At 68.3% G+C, this 15,975-nt stretch carries 14 protein-coding genes and 2 pseudogenes; 8 read left to right on the top strand and 8 right to left on the bottom strand.

What is annotated here, in order from left to right; all coding sequences use genetic code 11:
• Position 1 precedes the first annotated feature (1 nt).
• Positions 2-1,198, top strand: a complete 1,197-nt coding sequence (locus ABD231_RS09995; protein ID WP_344148564.1) for a multidrug effflux MFS transporter — start codon at positions 2-4, stop codon at positions 1,196-1,198.
• A gap of 4 nt (positions 1,199-1,202) precedes the next feature.
• Here the strand turns inward: ABD231_RS09995 and ABD231_RS09990 are convergent, their stop codons facing one another.
• The gene (locus tag ABD231_RS09990) at positions 1,203-1,895 is read right to left on the bottom strand and encodes a helix-turn-helix domain-containing protein (protein WP_344148561.1); all 693 of its coding nucleotides are present in this window, start codon (positions 1,893-1,895) and stop codon (positions 1,203-1,205) included.
• 65 nt (positions 1,896-1,960) lie between these two features.
• Between ABD231_RS09990 and ABD231_RS09985 the strand changes: the two genes are divergently transcribed.
• From ABD231_RS09985 to ABD231_RS09975, 4 genes and pseudogenes are all read left to right on the top strand, one after another.
• Positions 1,961-2,593: a flavin reductase family protein gene (locus ABD231_RS09985; RefSeq protein WP_344148558.1), complete on the top strand. Its 633-nt coding sequence runs from the start codon at positions 1,961-1,963 to the stop codon at positions 2,591-2,593.
• A gap of 20 nt (positions 2,594-2,613) precedes the next feature.
• On the top strand, positions 2,614-3,426 hold the full coding sequence (locus ABD231_RS09980) for an amino acid-binding protein (protein ID WP_344148555.1): 813 nt from the start codon (positions 2,614-2,616) through the stop codon (positions 3,424-3,426).
• Between the two features lie 46 nt (positions 3,427-3,472).
• A pseudogene (locus ABD231_RS42145) lies at positions 3,473-3,727 on the top strand (GFA family protein); the annotation flags it as partial.
• Positions 3,728-3,763: 36 nt separating this feature from the next.
• Positions 3,764-4,945: pseudogene (locus ABD231_RS09975) on the top strand (DUF222 domain-containing protein); the annotation flags it as partial.
• Between the two features lie 807 nt (positions 4,946-5,752).
• Here the strand turns inward: ABD231_RS09975 and ABD231_RS09970 are convergent.
• Both ABD231_RS09970 and ABD231_RS09965 read right to left on the bottom strand, forming a co-directional pair.
• The gene (locus ABD231_RS09970; RefSeq protein ID WP_344148552.1) at positions 5,753-6,757 is read right to left on the bottom strand and encodes a YihY/virulence factor BrkB family protein; all 1,005 of its coding nucleotides are present in this window, start codon (positions 6,755-6,757) and stop codon (positions 5,753-5,755) included.
• Positions 6,758-6,804: 47 nt separating this feature from the next.
• Positions 6,805-7,497, bottom strand: a complete 693-nt coding sequence (locus ABD231_RS09965; protein WP_344148549.1) for a GntR family transcriptional regulator — start codon at positions 7,495-7,497, stop codon at positions 6,805-6,807.
• Positions 7,498-7,604: 107 nt separating this feature from the next.
• Here ABD231_RS09965 and ABD231_RS09960 point away from each other — a divergent pair, with 107 nt between their 5' ends.
• The gene (locus tag ABD231_RS09960) at positions 7,605-9,479 is read left to right on the top strand and encodes an alpha-L-fucosidase (protein WP_344148546.1); all 1,875 of its coding nucleotides are present in this window, start codon (positions 7,605-7,607) and stop codon (positions 9,477-9,479) included.
• Between the two features lie 6 nt (positions 9,480-9,485).
• Here the strand turns inward: ABD231_RS09960 and ABD231_RS09955 are convergent, their stop codons facing one another.
• On the bottom strand, positions 9,486-10,043 hold the full coding sequence (locus tag ABD231_RS09955) for a sigma-70 family RNA polymerase sigma factor (RefSeq protein ID WP_344148543.1): 558 nt from the start codon (positions 10,041-10,043) through the stop codon (positions 9,486-9,488).
• Positions 10,044-10,109: 66 nt separating this feature from the next.
• Positions 10,110-10,649, bottom strand: coding sequence for a hypothetical protein (locus ABD231_RS09950; protein ID WP_344148540.1), 540 nt, complete (start codon positions 10,647-10,649; stop codon positions 10,110-10,112).
• Between the two features lie 103 nt (positions 10,650-10,752).
• On the opposite strand from ABD231_RS09950, the gene ABD231_RS09945 reads away from it, so the two are divergent.
• Positions 10,753-12,186 (top strand): PepSY-associated TM helix domain-containing protein, encoded by a 1,434-nt coding sequence (locus ABD231_RS09945; protein WP_344148537.1) that lies wholly within the window; start codon positions 10,753-10,755, stop codon positions 12,184-12,186.
• On the opposite strand, the gene ABD231_RS09940 is transcribed toward ABD231_RS09945, so the two are convergent.
• Together ABD231_RS09940 and ABD231_RS09935 are read right to left on the bottom strand one after the other, a co-directional pair.
• Entirely contained in the window at positions 12,183-12,782 is a 600-nt protein-coding gene (locus ABD231_RS09940; RefSeq protein WP_344148534.1) for a hypothetical protein, read from the bottom strand. The genes ABD231_RS09945 and ABD231_RS09940 overlap by 4 nt on opposite strands.
• Positions 12,783-12,834: 52 nt before the next feature.
• Positions 12,835-13,407, bottom strand: a complete 573-nt coding sequence (locus tag ABD231_RS09935) for an RNA polymerase sigma factor (RefSeq protein WP_344148531.1) — start codon at positions 13,405-13,407, stop codon at positions 12,835-12,837.
• Positions 13,408-13,444: 37 nt separating this feature from the next.
• Here ABD231_RS09935 and ABD231_RS09930 point away from each other — a divergent pair, with 37 nt between their 5' ends.
• Positions 13,445-14,794: a serine/threonine-protein kinase gene (locus tag ABD231_RS09930; RefSeq protein ID WP_344148528.1), complete on the top strand. Its 1,350-nt coding sequence runs from the start codon at positions 13,445-13,447 to the stop codon at positions 14,792-14,794.
• Here ABD231_RS09930 and ABD231_RS09925 read toward each other — a convergent pair.
• Positions 14,776-15,948, bottom strand: coding sequence for a hypothetical protein (locus tag ABD231_RS09925; RefSeq protein WP_344148525.1), 1,173 nt, complete (start codon positions 15,946-15,948; stop codon positions 14,776-14,778). The genes ABD231_RS09930 and ABD231_RS09925 overlap by 19 nt on opposite strands.
• Positions 15,949-15,975 lie beyond the last annotated feature (27 nt).

Below are 15,975 nucleotides of genomic sequence, written 5' to 3'. Positions count from 1 at the left end.
CATGCGAACCTCATCCCCCGCTCAGGCGCGGCTGACCGCCGGACTGGTCGCCACCCTGGTCTTCGTATCCGCGATCGCGCCGCTGGCCACCGACATGTACGTCCCCGCGTTCCCGCGGGTCGCCGGTGACCTGTCCAGTACGGCGACGCAGGTCCAGCTGACGTTGACGACGTTCTTCGTCGGTATGGCGCTCGGTCAGCTGATCGGGGGGCCGGTTTCGGATCAACGCGGCCGGCGGATTCCGTTGCTGGCGGCGCTGCTGGCGATGACCGCGGCCTCGGTCGTCTGCGCGCTGGCGCCGTCGATCGCGGTACTGACGGCGGCCAGGTTCGTCCAAGGCTTCGCCGGTGGCTGGGCGATGGTGACTGGCCGGGCGATCGTCGTCGACCTGGCCAGCGGCGTACGGCTGGTCCGCGTCATGAACGTGGTTGCCGCGGTCGGCGGCATCGCGCTCGTCGTCGGCCCGCTGCTCGGCGGGATCATCCTGCAGCTGTCCCATTGGCGGGTCTCGTTCTGGGTCGTCGCAGCATTCGGGCTCGCGATGACGCTCGCGGTCCTGATCGCCGTGCCCGAATCACTTCCGCGCGAGCGCCGGCACGCCGGCGGGCTGACCAGCTTCCTGACCGCCGGTCGCGCAGTGCTGGCCAATCGCGAGTACGTCGGCTATCTCGTCGTCTCCGGAGCCGCGATGGGCGCCTTGTTCGCCTATGTCGCCACGTCCGCCTTCGTCCTGCAATCCATGAACGGGCTCTCACCGATCGCCTACTCCGTCGACTTCGCCGCCAACGCCGCCGGCATGACGGCAGCCGCCCTGATCGCCGCCCGCCTAGCCGGCCGAGTCGCCACCCGCAAACTCATCCTGACCGGACAGCTCGCCGTCCTCGCCGCCGGCCTCGCGATGCTCGTCGGGGCCCTGTGGTTCGGCACCCCGTTGTTCCTAGCGATCGCGTGCTTCCTCGTGCTGATGACCGCCCAGGGCCTGATCATCCCGAACACCGGTGCCCTGGCCTCCGCAGCCGTAGCCGACCGCCCCGGCACCGGATCAGCCGTGCTCGGCTTCGTCCACTGGGTCGCCGCCGGAACCATCGCCCCGATCGCCGGCCTCGGCGGCGAACACACCGCCGTACCGATGGCCGTCTTGATGACCATCGGCGCGGTGGTCTCGCTGACCGGACTCCTCGTGGTCAGCAGGCGGTAGCTGGCTAGACCAGCTCTCGTACGACGCCGGCCGGTAGACCGAGCTCTCGCACTGAGCCCGTCACCTTCAGCGCGCGGCCGCCGGGGATGCGTCGTACCCATCCTTCCTGCAATGCATGTGCGCACAGCGCAGCGCCGACCGCACCGGCGAGATGGGGACGTCGTTCGGTCACGTCCAGACACGACCGGACGGTGGGGCGTCCGCGGTGGGGTTCGATCGTGATGCCGAGGTCAGTCAGCCAGGCGCTACCTTCCGTCGTGAGGCCGGACGACCAGTCGAGCAGGCCGCGCTCGATCATCGCGTCCGCCAGCGCTACGCCGAGTTTGCCGGCCAGGTGGTCGTAGCAGGTCCGCGCTCGGGCGAATGCCTCCCGCTTGCTCACCGCGGCCAGGCTGTGGGCGGTCGCCGTACGGCGAGGTGTCAGTGCTGCGAGTCCTTCGATCAGCTCGGCCGTCTCGGGGCCTGCGAGTCGCACGTACCGGTGTCGTCCCTGCCGTACTTCGGCCAGCAGGCCGCCGTCGACGAGCAGGTTGAGATGCTCGCTGATCGTCGGCCGCGAAACGTGCGCCAACCGCGCCAGCTCGGTCGCGGTCCAGGCCCGTCCGTCGAGCAACGCCAGGCAGACCATCGCGCGCGTCGCATCGGCCAGCATCCGCGCCCAGGCGGCCAGCTCCTGTCCCTCGGCCTGCATGCTCATGTCCCCATCATGCCGGGTCAATAGTTCGGCCGCCGCCGAAGCGTCCGCGGTTTAGCTTCGGACGCATGACCCACCTGACGATCGAACCGTCCATCCTGTACGTCGGTACGCCGGTAGCCCTGCTGTCCACCGAGAACGACGACGGCACGTTCAACCTCGCCCCGATGTCATCCGCCTGGGCGCTCGACGACATCGTCGTACTGGGCCTCGGCGACTCCGGTCAGACCGGTCACAACCTGCGTCAGCGCCCCGAGCTCGTGATCAACTACCCGTCACCCGCGCAGTGGGAGGCGGTCGAGCGGATGGCCACGCTGACCGGCCGCAATCCGGTACCGGCCGCCAAGCGCGCGCGGTTCCGCTTCGAGCAGGAGAAGTTCAAGGCGGCCGGGCTGACTGCGGTCGCGTCCTCGCAGGTCGGACCGCCGCGAGTGGCCGAGTGCCCGCTGCAGTTCGAGGCGACGGCGGTCGCGATCGACTTCGATGCCGGTGGCAACTTCTTGATCGTGCAGGCGAAGGTCTTGCAGGTGCACGCCGACGAACGCATCGTCGTACCGGGCACGTCGTACGTCGACCCGAGCGCCTGGTCGCCGCTGATCTACAACTTCCGCCACTACTTCGGCCTCGGTAACGAGCTCGGGGAGTCCTTCCGCACGGAGACCCCGCGCGAGCTTCATCTGCCGGCAACAGCGGGGCAATAAGCGGCAGTCACCCTGGCACCATGGAATCGTTGCGTACGGCGCTCGTCGGCGGATCAGCGTGTGAGGTGTGCGGGCGCCTCCCACATCCCCGGCGGCTGCGAATGACGGTGGCCAAGCTGCTCGCCGTGTTCCCGGTGGAGCTCGCACTACACGCCCTCGTGCTGGCAATCCACCCGCCGTACGTCGTCGCTGTCGCGGTACTCGTTGTGACCACGACGGTGCTGGTGATCTGGGTCGTCGAACCGTCCGCGATGCGGTGGTTGCGAACCTGGCTGCACGCCCCGCACTCACCACCGGCGACAGGCGTGGACGCCTTATGGCGAATCCGCGTCACGCTCCCGGACAGCGTCGGCTCGCTCGAACGGCTGGCCCACGGACTAACGGCGGTGGACGCGAACATCCTCGGACTACACGTCCACACCGTCGAGGATGGCGTCCGCGACGAGCTGGTGGTGTCGGCCCCCGACTCGATCCGGTCCGGCGCGCTGTCCGCAGTCGTCGAGTCCGCCGGCGGAGGCGACGTACAGGTCTGGCCCACGACGGCCCTAGCCCTGATCGACGGCCAAACCAAGGCCCTCAGCCTGGCCGCCCGCGTAGTCGCCGACCCCACCGAACTCCCACACGCCGTCGCGGAACTCCTCGGCGCCGAACTAGTCACCGACCGAGCCCTCCTGTCTGGCCCGCTCCCCGCCGATCGAACCATCCTCAAGATCCCCTCGCCCTGGACCGGCTTCTTCGCCTTCACCCGCCCAGCGGAACCCTTCACCCCCGCCGAATCAGCCCGCGCCCACCGCCTGGCCCAACTAGCCGAACTCTCCCTGCTACCCCTGTGACCACTACATCTAGGGACGCTACTGCCTCTGCCGTGAGAACGGTCACCGACGCGACCGCCTCTTCTGCGGCGACTGCGGTACGCCGATCCTCACCGTCCTCCACGAACGCCCCGACCTGATCATCGTCAAAGCCGGGACCCTCGACGCCCCGTCCGGCCTACACCCCGTCGCCGACGTCTGCTGGCGCCGAGCCCAGGACTGGCTAGGCCCAAACCCCACCCGCCCTCACTACGAGGGTGACGCGCGTGTGGGCAAGTTGAGTGCGCAACCAGCCCACGAACAGCCCACACATCCTTTGTAAATAAGGGTGTTCTGGCCTCGAAAACTGTCGGTGGGCATGTCTAAGCTGTTGGGTATGGAGATGTTGGCGTTGCCCCCGGTGTGGTCGCTGAGCGGCAGTGAACTGCTGTCCACTCTCGACACCGTGGAGGCTGCCACCGCCCTGCTGAATACCTACAAACTCCAACTCCTGGGCGGGCTGGACGAGATGGGCATCGCCCGCGAGTTGGGCGCCCGCGACACTGTCGAACTGGTCTCGGAACGCTACCTTCGCGACCCGGTCGAGGTCCGCAAAGACCTCGCCTTCACCACCGCCCTGCACAAGTACCCGGCCGTGACCGCCGCCCTGCCCGACCCCGCAGGCCCCGCACGCCCGTCAGGGGTGTCTCCCGACCAGGCCAAGGTCATCGTGAAGACCTTGGAGAAGGCCCCTTCGACAGTGCCGGTCGAGCACTTGACGGTCGCCGAGGAGCAGTTGGTCGAGGCAGCCCGGCTCGCCAATCCCCGCGAACTCACCCGGTTCGGTCACAAGGTCCTGTCCACCTTGGACACCGACGGCCCCGAATCAGCCGAGGACCAGGCCCACACGAAAAGGTCGCTGCGGCTGCGACGCATCGACGGTGGAGTGAAGTTCTCCGGGTTCCTGCCCGGTGCCGACGGCGAACAGCTCGAAACCCAGATCCACACCCTGTCCAAGCCGCACAAGACCGTCGACGGTGAACGCGACCCCCGCACTCGCGACCAGCGACAGGCCGACGCGTTGACGATCATCATGGACTCCGCCGCCGGCAATCCCGACTATCCCGGTGTCCCGCACCTGACCGTCACCATCGACTTCAACGACCTCGCAGCCGCCACCCTCGCCGCCACCCCACCCGCCCTCGGCGGCACGGCCGGTACTGAAACGAGCGGACCCGATGCAAGCGGCGCCGATGCGGCCTCGGCTGGAGCGACGGGTGCGGCGGGTCTCGGTGCGGCCGGTCGGGGTGGTGGCGTAGGTGAGTTGGTGTTCGGCGGGAACCTGTCCGCCGGTGCGGTGCGGCTGCTGGCCTGTGACGCCGCGGTGCTGCCGATCGTGCTCGGCGGCGACTCGCAACCGTTGGATGTGGGCCGCGAGCAGCGGTTCGTGAACCGCTACATTCGCCGTGCGTTGAACAAACGCGACAAAGGCTGCGTGGTCTGTAAAGCCCCACCGTGGATGTGTCACGCCCATCACCTGATTCACTGGGCCAACGGCGGCCCCACCAGCCTGCAAAACCTCGCGTTGCTGTGCGCCGTCCACCACCGCGCCGTCCACGACGGCCAATGGGCACTGTCCATCACCACCGAAGGCGTCCAGGTCACCCGCCCGAGCTGGGCAGACCCACCCCGCACCGACCCCGCCGCACTCGCCGACGTCATCGGCTGGATCACCCCTGCCCACCCCCACAGCGACCCAACCCACGAACAACCAGAACGGCTCCCCGCCTCCAGCACCCTCCCAACCCGACACTGGCCGCCGCCCGCGAAGCCCTCCGAACCCAGCTCGCCGCAGTGGCCTCCAACTACACCGACCCGTGGGGCACCAACGCCACCCCCGCAGCCGGCCCGTAAACCCGCACGCCCGGCACACCAACCCCACCAATCCACCACCCCCCACCGCGGCAGCCGGTCCCCAGACCGGCCCGCGGCCCTACCCACGCCCACCGCGCAACCACCACCAACCAGACCGCCCGGTCAGCCGCCAGCCGCCGGCCGCACGATTCGCAAGCACCGACCACGCCACCGAGTCAGCCGCCAATCACCTGATTCCCAAGCAGCACCTACACCGATCGGTCTGCTGCAATGCAAAGCCACCGATCCCGCGACAGCAACTAAAGCGGGGGTCAGCTGCAAGCCACCTGATCTCGGGACAGCAACCACAGCCCGTCAGCCCCATGCGACGAGCAGGCGGTCGCCCGCAGCAACCGTCCGGCTCAGCCACCGTGCGTGTCGATGGCCGGGTTCGCACCCGCCGTCCGGCCGGCATCGGCCGCATCAGGCAGGCCGGCCCCATCAGTGTCCGAATTTATGGAGACGGGGGCTGGACGGGGTCCGGTTTGTGAGGCTCGAAGGTTACGTCGATGGTTTCGGCGGTCTTGTGGCGCTGGGCTTGGGCGTACATGGCGTAGGCGTGGTGGTCGGCGGGGGTGAGGTCGGTGGCCGAGTCGGTGAAGAGGGCCAGCAGTGAGCGTGGGTAGAGCCGGTGGGCGATCACCGAGTTCAGTTCGGCGCCGATCACGGCGATCACCGACGCGGCGTAGATGAGGCCGATCAGGCCCAACGTCAGCGCGAAGATGCCGTTGACCTCACTTGCTTTGGCCAGTACGTCGTTGACGTAGATCCCGCCGAGGCGTTCCAGCAGGTGCCATCCGAGTGCGGTGAGGAATGCGCCGGGAAGGATCTGCCGGAACGGCGGTCGAGGCCGTTTGCCGGGGCGCAGGCACAGCGTCAGCATCGCCGTGAGCACCAGGATCGAGCCGATCGAGACGAGCCAGCCGAGGTCGGCAGCGACCACGCCGGCCAGCGAGGCCTGGCTGCCGGCCAGCACTGTCAGCGTGGCGAAGCTGAGGACGGTGAGACCGGCCAGCGACAGCAGCGCCCCGGAGCGCAACCGCCCTCGGAATGGATTGGGCCGTCCGTTGCGAGGGACACCCCAGGTAACGTTGACCGCGTTCTGGACGGCCTGGCCGAGCCCGATGATGCCGTACAGACCGGTGATCGTACCGACGATGACGGCCGGCGTACTGCCTTGCAGACCCTGTGGAGTCGCCAACTGGGTCCCGACGATCGGGAACTCCTTGAGCGCGGACTGCAACACCGCCCGCTGTAGATCTTCGTTGCCCTGGAGAACGAATCCGAGCACCGACGAGGAGATCAGCAGCATCGGGAAGATCGCCGCGAAGGCGTAGTAGGTGATGATCACGGCCAGATAGCTGCCCTGGTCGTCGAAGAACTTGTACACCACGGCGAGCGGGAACCCGAGCCGTGGGTGCCGCCGCTGCGCAGCATCCAGCCGCCCCAAGGTACTCACGCCCCAACCGTACGATCCCACCCGGAATCGCCGCCAACGGCGCCCCGTCAGCGGTCGTCGTAGGCGGCGAGCAGCCGGATCCGGGAGTTCTCGAGGTGGGTCCGCATGGTTGTCTCGGCCCCGGCCGGGTCGCGGCGGTGGATCATGTCCCGGATCGCCTGGTGCTCGGTGGTGGTGACCTCGGCGATCCCGTGCCGGAAGTACAGCCGGTACGAATGGGTGTGGGCCCGCAGCCGATCCAGGGTCTCGGCGATCAGCGGGTTGCCGGCCGCGGTCGCGATCGTCCCGTGCAACTTCGCGTCTTCTTCGGCGAACTCTCGATACGCCTGATACCCGTCACCCGGTACGGCGGGAGTCATTGCGCGGATGGCGTCGTCCATGGCATGGCGGTGGTCGTTGGTGGCGTTGGTTGCGGCGCGGGCGGCGGCGGTGGGTTCCAGGAGGAGGCGGAGGTCGTAGAGGTCGACCAGGGCGTCGCGGCTGAGTTGGGGAGCGACGTGGTAGCCGGCGTTGGGGCGGCGGACTACCAGGCCTTCGGCCTCGCAGCGGAAGAGAGCTTCTCGGACGGGGGTCTGGGAGACCCGTAGGTCGCGGGCCAGACCGTCGATCGACAGGCGGGTGCCGGGCTCGAGGTCGTTGTCCATCAGGAGGCGTTTCAGCGACTCGTAGACGCTCTCGCGCAGCATCAGCCGTGGGGCGGGCTGCAGCTTGGGCGTCTGCTGTGGGGCTGCTCCGCGCACGAGTCTCCTCCGGTCCCGGCCATTGACAGCGGCCTACTGGGCTCTTAACTTCCAATATCGTATCCGATTTGTCGTGCTCCGTCCCGCCCGACCGAAAGGCCACCTCGATGCCTGATCCGTCCGCCGATGGTCTACGCCGCCGCTCGATCCTGCTGGGCGCGCCAGCCTTGGGAGCCGCCACCATGCTCGGTTCGACAACTGCGGAAGCTCACCCCGAATCAGCGACACCAGCCGCACCGACCGGCCGGCGGGTGGATGCGCAGGCTGCGCTGGCGAAGCTGCGGTTCGGGTTGTTCGTGCACTTCGGGCCGGCCAGTCTGACGCAGGTCGAGACCGGGTGGGGGCGGAAGGCTTACCGCCCAGGGCGGCCCGACGACGGAGCGCCGTACAACGATCCGTCGGTGAAGACCGATCCCGTGTACGACGCGGCGTACAAGTCGTTCCTGCCGGCGAAGGGATGGGCCGAGGCGCTGGCTGATGTCGCCGTATCAGCGGGGATGAGGTACCTGGTGCTGACCAGTAAGCACCACGACGGCTTCCCGATGTTCCGGGCGCGGAACTTTGCGGAGTCGTTCTACCCGGACTTCGCGAAGACGCCGCTGGGGAAGTCGGGACGCGATCTCGTGCAGGAGGTGGCGATCGCGTGCCGATCCCGGCGGATCGAGTTCGGTCTGTACTACTCCGGCTGGGACTGGACGCATCCGAAGGTTGTCGCGGGCAACTACGGCGACTACTACGGCTACATGATGGATCACCTCGACCAGCAGATGCGGAACTACGGTGACATCTCCTTCCTCTGGTACGACGGCATCATGCCTGCCGAGCTGAGTGTCTACCGGCCGCCGACGTTCCACTCGTTACCGCGAACTCTGCAGCCCGGGCTGCTCATCAACAACCGCGGCTACGCACTCAACTGGGCTGACGCGCCGGCGACGTTGAACGGCGACTACACGACACCCGAACAGCGGATCGGCTCGTTCGACGTTGCCCGTGCCTGGGAGTCGTGTATCACGATCGGAAACCAGTGGTCGTGGCGCGAGGACGACGTACTGAAGTCTCCGGCGACGATCATCAAGACGCTGGTCTCGACAGCGACCGGCGACGGGAACCTGCTCTTCAACGTCGGCCCCAAGCCGAGCGGCGAGGTGGACAAGCCGCAGCGGGACCGGCTGGCCGAGGTCGGCCGGTGGATGAAGTCGTACGGTGGCGCGATCTACGGCACCCGCGGCGGCCCGGTCCCGCCGAGCGGCTTCGCGGCAACGACGTTCCGCGAGCGCACGATGAACCTGTTCCTGTTCTCGCGCTCCACCGAGCAGCAGGTGACCGTCCCGAACCTGAACAACCGCTTGCGGGCCGCGAAGACCTCCGCGGGCAAGGCCATTCCGTTCACAGTCAACGGCGACGGCCGTGTCGTCCTCAACCTGACCGGTGTGGACGCCTCCGCGGGGCCGGTCGAGCTGATCCATCTGATGTACGCCGATCTGCTGTCCCATGAGTACGTGACGTCGGAGACGATCACCAAGCCGACTCGACCCGGCAACCTGGCGCTGCGGAAGCCGGCGACGCAGATCTCCACCGACTACGGCGGTGATGCGGGCCGCGCGGTCGACGGCAACACTGACGGCGACTACTTCCATGACTCGGTCACGCACACCGCCGTCGACGCCAAGGAAGCGTGGTGGCAGGTAGACCTCGGCGCCTCCGCCCCTATCGGCGATGTCGAGGTCTACAACCGGACAGGAGGCTTCGAGTACCGCCTCAGCGACTTCTGGGTCATCGTCTCCGACAACCCGATCACCGCCTTGGATCTCGCCGGTGCTCGCGCCACCCCAGGTGCCACTGCCCAGCGGCACGCCGGCGAAGCGGGCACTCCCACTACCCTCAACTTCGCCGGCGCTCCCGGCCGCTACGTCCGCGTGCAACTCGAGAACCAGAGCGGCCCGCTCTCCCTCGCGGAGGTCAGCGTCTACAAGCAGGCCTGACGGAGGTCAGGCTGCGGTGACCAAGCTCGCCAGGGTCATCCGGGCTCGGGCTACTCGGGAGCGTACGGTGCCGGTCGGGCAGCCGAGGTGCGTTGCGGCGTCCTCGTACGGGAAGCCGGCTAGCTGGGTGAGGACGAAGACTTCGCGGCGGTCGGTCGGGAGTTTGTCTAGGAGGTCGGTCAGGGCGATGCCGTCGTCGAAGCCGGGGAGGTTGCGGGGTTGGGCCTGTTCGGCGGCGTGCTGCCAGTCGTGGTCGGAGATCTTCGGCCGGGAGGCTTGGTGGCGGAGGTGGTCGGCGACGGTACGGCGGGCGATCGACAGGAGCCAGGTTCGGGCCGACGAGCGGGCCTCGAAGCGGTGCAGGCTCTTGAGGGCCCGCAGGAACGTCTCCTGGGTGAGGTCGTCGGCTGACTGCGGATCGGCGCTCAGGTAGCTGACATAGCGCCGTACGTCGAGGTGCAGCGCGCGGATGAAGTTGTCCAGGGCAACGAGATCGCCGGCGCGGGCGGCGAGGGCCAGGTGGGTGGCGGTTTCGTCGGGCGGTTGGTGCAAGGCGGAAGCCATCACAAGAGTCCTTCGGTGGTCCATGCGGAAAGCCCCTGCCACTGCAGCAGGGGTGTGGGTCGGCCGTCAGCTGACGGGGACTCCGCGCGGTGGACCCCGCGAGATGATGGCGTGCACGAGCAGGAAGAGCTGCAGCGGCCTGGGGGAGTGGTGCGGCCGGATCCGCGGCTGGTGCGGGGTGAACCCCGGGCTCGCGATCAGCCGCAGTGAGACCAACAGCCGAGTCGCGACCGAACGCAGGACAGTGAACGCGGCCCGCTCGCCATGGGCCAGCCACAGGCCACTCAACAGCGCGGCCAGCAGGTGGACCCCGAGCATCCCGTACGACGACGTACCGGCCATGTCGTGAGGATGGGCCTGGGCGGTAGAGAAGACCGTGTGCAGCATCGCCTGGGCCATCACCGTGGAGACGACCACGAACGGGATACCGCGTTCGCAGTCGGTCACGAACCAGGCCGCCGTACCGACCACGCCGAAGGCCAGGACGAGAGCCCAGCCCGGAATCGGCATCCCGGACATCAGCACGTGGCCGAGAGCCGCGAGCAGCACACAGGTGGCCGCGAACATCGCGGCCCGCGCTGCTCGGAACCCCCAGTACTGACGCATGGCTGCACCATGGTCGCATGGAACGCAGATGTGTCCCAGGTCACGGGAACTGAACGGTCCCGCCATCCGACTACTGCTCCGGAACTGCGGAGAAGGAGTGGAAGTGGGCGAAGTGGCGACGGCCCCGGTGCCGGTCGAGGCGGAGAAGACCGGTCCGCGCGGGAAGGCATCGGGACTGTTCCGGGCGTTCTGGCGGTGGCATTTCTACGCCAGCTTCCTGGTGATCCCGATGCTGCTGATCCTGGCCGGTACCGGGCTCATCTACCTGTTCCGGTTCCAGATCGAGCCGATGTTGCACGCCGACCTGATGAAGGTCCAGCAGCCTGCCGGGCTCGTCGCGCAGCCGTATTCCTCCCAGCTCGACGAGGTGCGGCAGGCGTTCCCGGACGCGACCGTGGTCTCGATGACCGAGCCGTCCGCGCCGAACCGGTCGACCGTCTTCTCGGTCGACACCGAAGCCGGACCGCGGGACGTCTTCGTCGATCCGTACGAAGGCAAGGTGCTGGGCGCGCTGAACCCGGACACCACGCTGTCGGGCGGCGCGATCCTGCTGCACGGCGAACTGATGGCTGGCCGGTGGGGCGACTACGTGATCGAGATCGCCGCCTGCTGGGCGATCGTGATGGCCTTGACCGGCTACTTCCTCTTCCTCCGCGGCCGGGTCGCCCGGGCGCGACGCCGAGCGGCCGGCGCGGCGGGCGCCGTACTGCGGTCCCGACACGGCCGCACTGGCGCGGTCCTCGGCATCGGTCTGCTGTTCCTGATCGTCTCCGGCCTGCCCTGGACCGGCGTCTGGGGCAAGCAGACCCAAGAGCTTGTGACGACAAAGGCCGGTACGTCGTTCTGGGCCGAAGACCCCGGCGCATTGTCGAACCCGACCTCGACGCTGGATGAATCCCTCCCGCACAGCCACGCGGTCCCGTGGGGTCTGGGCAAGACCGACGTACCGCGATCGAACCCGGCGGACAAGAAGCGGTCGGTGGCCACCGTCGACACCGCGATCGCGGTCGGCGAGCGCAACGGCCTGCGCCGGCCGATGACGATCGCGCTGCCCGCCGATGACGAGGGCGTCTACTCGGCGATCGGCTACGCCTTCAACGACCCCGGCAAGGAACGCACCTTGCACGTCGACCAGTACGGCGGCCGCGTCGTGTCGACGTACGGCTATGCCGACTACCCGGCACTCGCCAAAGTGGTTGCCCAAGGCATCGCTCTGCACGAGGGCCGCCGGTTCGGCACCCTGAACCTCTGGGTCACCACGGTCTTCTGCATCGGTGTCGTCTTCATGTGCGTCACCGGGCCGCTGATGTGGTGGCGCCGCCGCCCGAAAGGCAAGGCACTCGGCGCACCCCGCGGGCGCCTTCCGCTCCGAGCCACGCCCGCCTTGGCCGTCCTGGTCGTGGCCCTTGCACTCTTCTTACCGCTGTTCGGGATCACGCTTATCGCGGTGCTGCTGCTGGATCAACTCGTCCTGCGCCGGGTAGCCGGACTCCGAGCCTGGTTCAACGTGGCAGCACCGCGACCTGGCAGCGACTAGTCGCAGGTGTCGCAGATTCCGCTGGCCGGGGTCTGCAGGTTGCACTTCGGGCAGGCTTTGATCGGGCGCTCGGCGATGGCGGCCTTGCGGGCGCGGGCCCGGGCGGCGCCGAGCTTGGCCGGGATCATCGCGCTGCCGCCGTCGGACGGCAGGTTGGTCGCCTCGAACAGGCGGTAGGCGGCGAGGCGTTCGTGCGAGGCGTGCGCGTCGGGGTCGGCGGGAGTGTCACCGGTGGCGGCGCCGACGATCGCGGCGTACCCCTCGAAGACACTTTCGTCGGGGTTGACGCAGAGCGCCGGCAGCATCGGTTCACCGCGGCGCAGGTTCTCGGCGTACACCTCGGCGAGCGTGCCGCCGATCCAGAGGCGGGGGAGCTGCTTGGTCCGGATACCGGTCAGCTCCTGCACGCCGACGGCGAGGTCCTTGAGCTGCACCAGCGACTGGTACTTCTTGGCCGCGACGAGCAGCATCTCGCGGGCGGCACCGGCCCACTCGACGCGTGCGGCGGCCACTCCGATATCGGACACCTCACGCCATGCGCGCTCTTCTACTTCCGGCAGATCTTGGTCTGATGTGGCGACATCGTAGATAGACACGTTCGAAACCCTACGGGCCCGCGGGCGATCGGCGAAACCGCCGAGGGTGAGATCACTCCTGACGGGGGAGTAATTGTGCCTTAAGCGAGACCCTGGCCCGGCTGATCCGGGACTTGACGGTCCCGACCGGGATGCCGACCTGCTCGGCGATCTCGTCGTAGCTGAGCTCGTAGATGTCGCGAAGGACCACCGAAGTGACAGTCTCGGGCAGATCGAGCTCGAGCTGCTCGAGCGCGTCGAGCAGATCCAGCCGGGTCCCGGCGACCACACTGGTCGTCCGCGGGTCGGGACGGTCGTATCTTGCCGGCCGGTCATCTTCCTGCCACGCCGCCGGGTTCTCGACCGCACGTCGTTTCAGCCGCCGGTAGGTCTCGCGGGCGGCGTTCGATGCGACCACGTGTACCCAGGTGCTGAACCGGCTCCGCCCGGAGAAGGTACCGACCTTCGTGGCGACCGCCAGCAGCGCATCCTGGCAGGCGTCCTCGGCGTCGGCGCGATGCGGGAGCACCCGCTGGCAGATCCGCATCACTTGCGGCTGCACCTGCCGGATCAGTTCGTCCAGCAACGCCGGGTCCTGCGCAGCGCGCCGAGCAAGGTCGTCGAGCGCGTCCCCGTCGTTGGCCATGTGGTTGAGGATACGGTTTCTATTCATAATGGCGCCCATGGTTCAGCCCTCTCATTTTGGCCGCTACGCCGTGCTCCGGCGGTTGGGCAGTGGTGGGTTCGCCGCCGTCTGGCTGGCTCGGGACGAGCAGCTCGACGCGGAAGTCGCGGTGAAGGTGCTGGCCGAGCACTGGGTGGACGATCTCGACGTACGGCGTCGCTTCGTCGAGGAAGGCCGGTTCCTGCGGAAGGTCGAGTCGCCGTACGTCGTCGGTGTCCACGACAGCGGTACCACCGACGACGGCCGCCCGTTCCTCGTCCTGACATACGCCGACCGCGGCACGCTCGCCGACCGCATCAAGGAAGGCCCGCTGCCGCTCGCCGACACGCTGGAAGTGATCGAGAACGTCAGCTCCGGCCTGCAGGAGTTGCACGACCAGGGCGTTCTGCATCGCGACGTCAAACCGGAGAACGTGCTCTTTCGCAGTACGCCGACCGGTGAGCGGGCCATGCTCGGCGATCTCGGCCTGGGCAAGTCGCTCGACAAGGTGTCGCGGGTGACGATGCCCGGCGGTACCCCGGCTTATGTCGCCCCCGAGCAGGTGCGCGGCGACGTACTCGATCCGCGCGCCGACCTGTATGCACTGGCCGCGGTCACGTACGCCGCGCTCTCCGGACAACCCCCGTACGGCGCCACGACGCTCGCGGCCGTGTTGGCCGTGGATGGCCCGCCACCGCCGCTGGAGACGGTCCCCGCCGCGGTGAACGAGGTGATCCGGCGCGGTCTGAACAAGGATCGCGAGCAGCGCTGGCCCGATGTCCGTTCCTTCGCCGAAGCCCTGCACGCGGCTGCGCAGGTCCCGGAAACCACCCGCCGGTTCTCGATCAATCCTTGGGTGGCAGCGACTGTCGCGGCCGCACTGCTGGGTGGCGCCGGCGGCTACCTCGGCTGGCAGTACGGCGTACAGCGTCAGTGGGTGCGAGTCGTGGATCAACAGCAAGTCCTGTCGGTCGAGCTTCCGCGGGAATGGACGAGCACCCGGTCCGGCAGCGGCTGGAAACCGCAGGGTGCGACCGGCCAGCTCCCGGCTCTCCTGGTCAGCGGCAACAACAGTTCCTGGAGCGACCCGGGTTCAAAGGTGCCTGGCGTCTTCGCCGGTGTGCTGCCCGACGGAGAGGTGCCGTTGGCCGCTGCACTTCCTGGTCCCACGGGCTGCGCCGCCACACTCGATCGCAACGAGCAGGCCAACACCGCAACCGCGAAGTACGCCGAGTGCCCGGCCGGTATGACGACGTTCGAGCGGGTGAAGAAGATCAACGGCTCGCTGATCCGGATCCAGGTCCGGGCCGAGGACGCTGCACAGGCGGTGCAGGTCCTCGACTCGGTGACCTACGTGCCCAAGAAGTAGGGGCGGTTGTCGGTGTTGCCGGTGCCCTTCTTGAGGGGTGTGGCCAGTTCACAGGCTCCGGTCTTCGGCGTGCAGCGGGCGATCGCCGTCTTGCCGCCCTGCTCAGCCGTCACCAGGATGTGATCGGCGTCCTCCTGCTCGAAGTCGACGATCGTGACCGCCTCGCGGCCGGACCACTCCCGGACGAGCTTGCCGGTCTTGATGTCGAGCGCGGCGACCAGGCCGAGACCGTACCCGTCCTGGTACGCCGGACCGCCGACCGCGAAGGAGCTTCCGCCGCGCAACTCGTCGACGCCGTACTCGCACGTCGTCCAGCGCTTCTTGCCTTCCGCGAGGTCGATCAGCGCGCTGCAGCTTCCATCGTCAGCCACCGACGTGACGGCCGCGGCCAGCTGGAGGTCCGACGACACCGCGGCCGGCGACGGCACACCGCTGACCGGCTTCACGACGACATCGCCGGCGACCCACTTGTACAGCGTCTGCTTCTCGTTCTTGTCCGACGCGGCGAAGTACACCTCAGAGCCTTGGACGGCGAGAATGAGCGGCTCGTGCTCGCCGGTGCGCTGCAGCGACTCCGTCGTACCGCTGGGGTTGTCCCGCCACACCAGCGTGAACTTCGGCTGCGGGGTTCCGTCGGCCTTGGCCGGCTGGATGGCATACGCGCTGCTCGCCTGATCGGCCGCGGAACGCACGGTCGACACATCCTTCACGCTGCCCTTGCGGGCGCCACCGCTCCAGGTGGTGAGGACATCGCTGCCGTTCTCGTTCGGCCGGTGCAGAACGAGTGCACCGCCGCCACCGGTCCGTGCCACGCCCCAGACCTGACCGTCCGAGACCGGCAGCAGGAACTTGGTGGTACCGACGGTCACCGTGCGCCCGTCGACGTACGACGTCTTCGGGGCCGCGCCCTGCTTGAGCTTGGTCAGGTCGAGCGTCTGCTTGAGCGCACCACTCGGTGCAGACTCGGTCGACTTGCTCGGCGTCGTGGACGGCTTCGAGGTGGTGGTGCTCGTGGTGCTGTCGATCGGGTTCACGTCGCCGCCCGACGCCGAGGCGAGCGTCGGCGTCTGCTGCGCCGCCACCAGCGCACCCGCCACCACCGCGGCGACCGAAACGCTCGCCACCAGCCCGGCCAACTTGATACTCCGATTCATCATGCCCTCCGAAATTCGTCCTCAGTG

The sequence above is a fragment of the Kribbella yunnanensis genome (genome assembly GCF_039529655.1).
Classification (GTDB): Bacteria; Actinomycetota; Actinomycetes; order Propionibacteriales; family Kribbellaceae; genus Kribbella; species Kribbella yunnanensis.
This window is presented reverse-complemented; position numbering and strand designations above follow the sequence as displayed.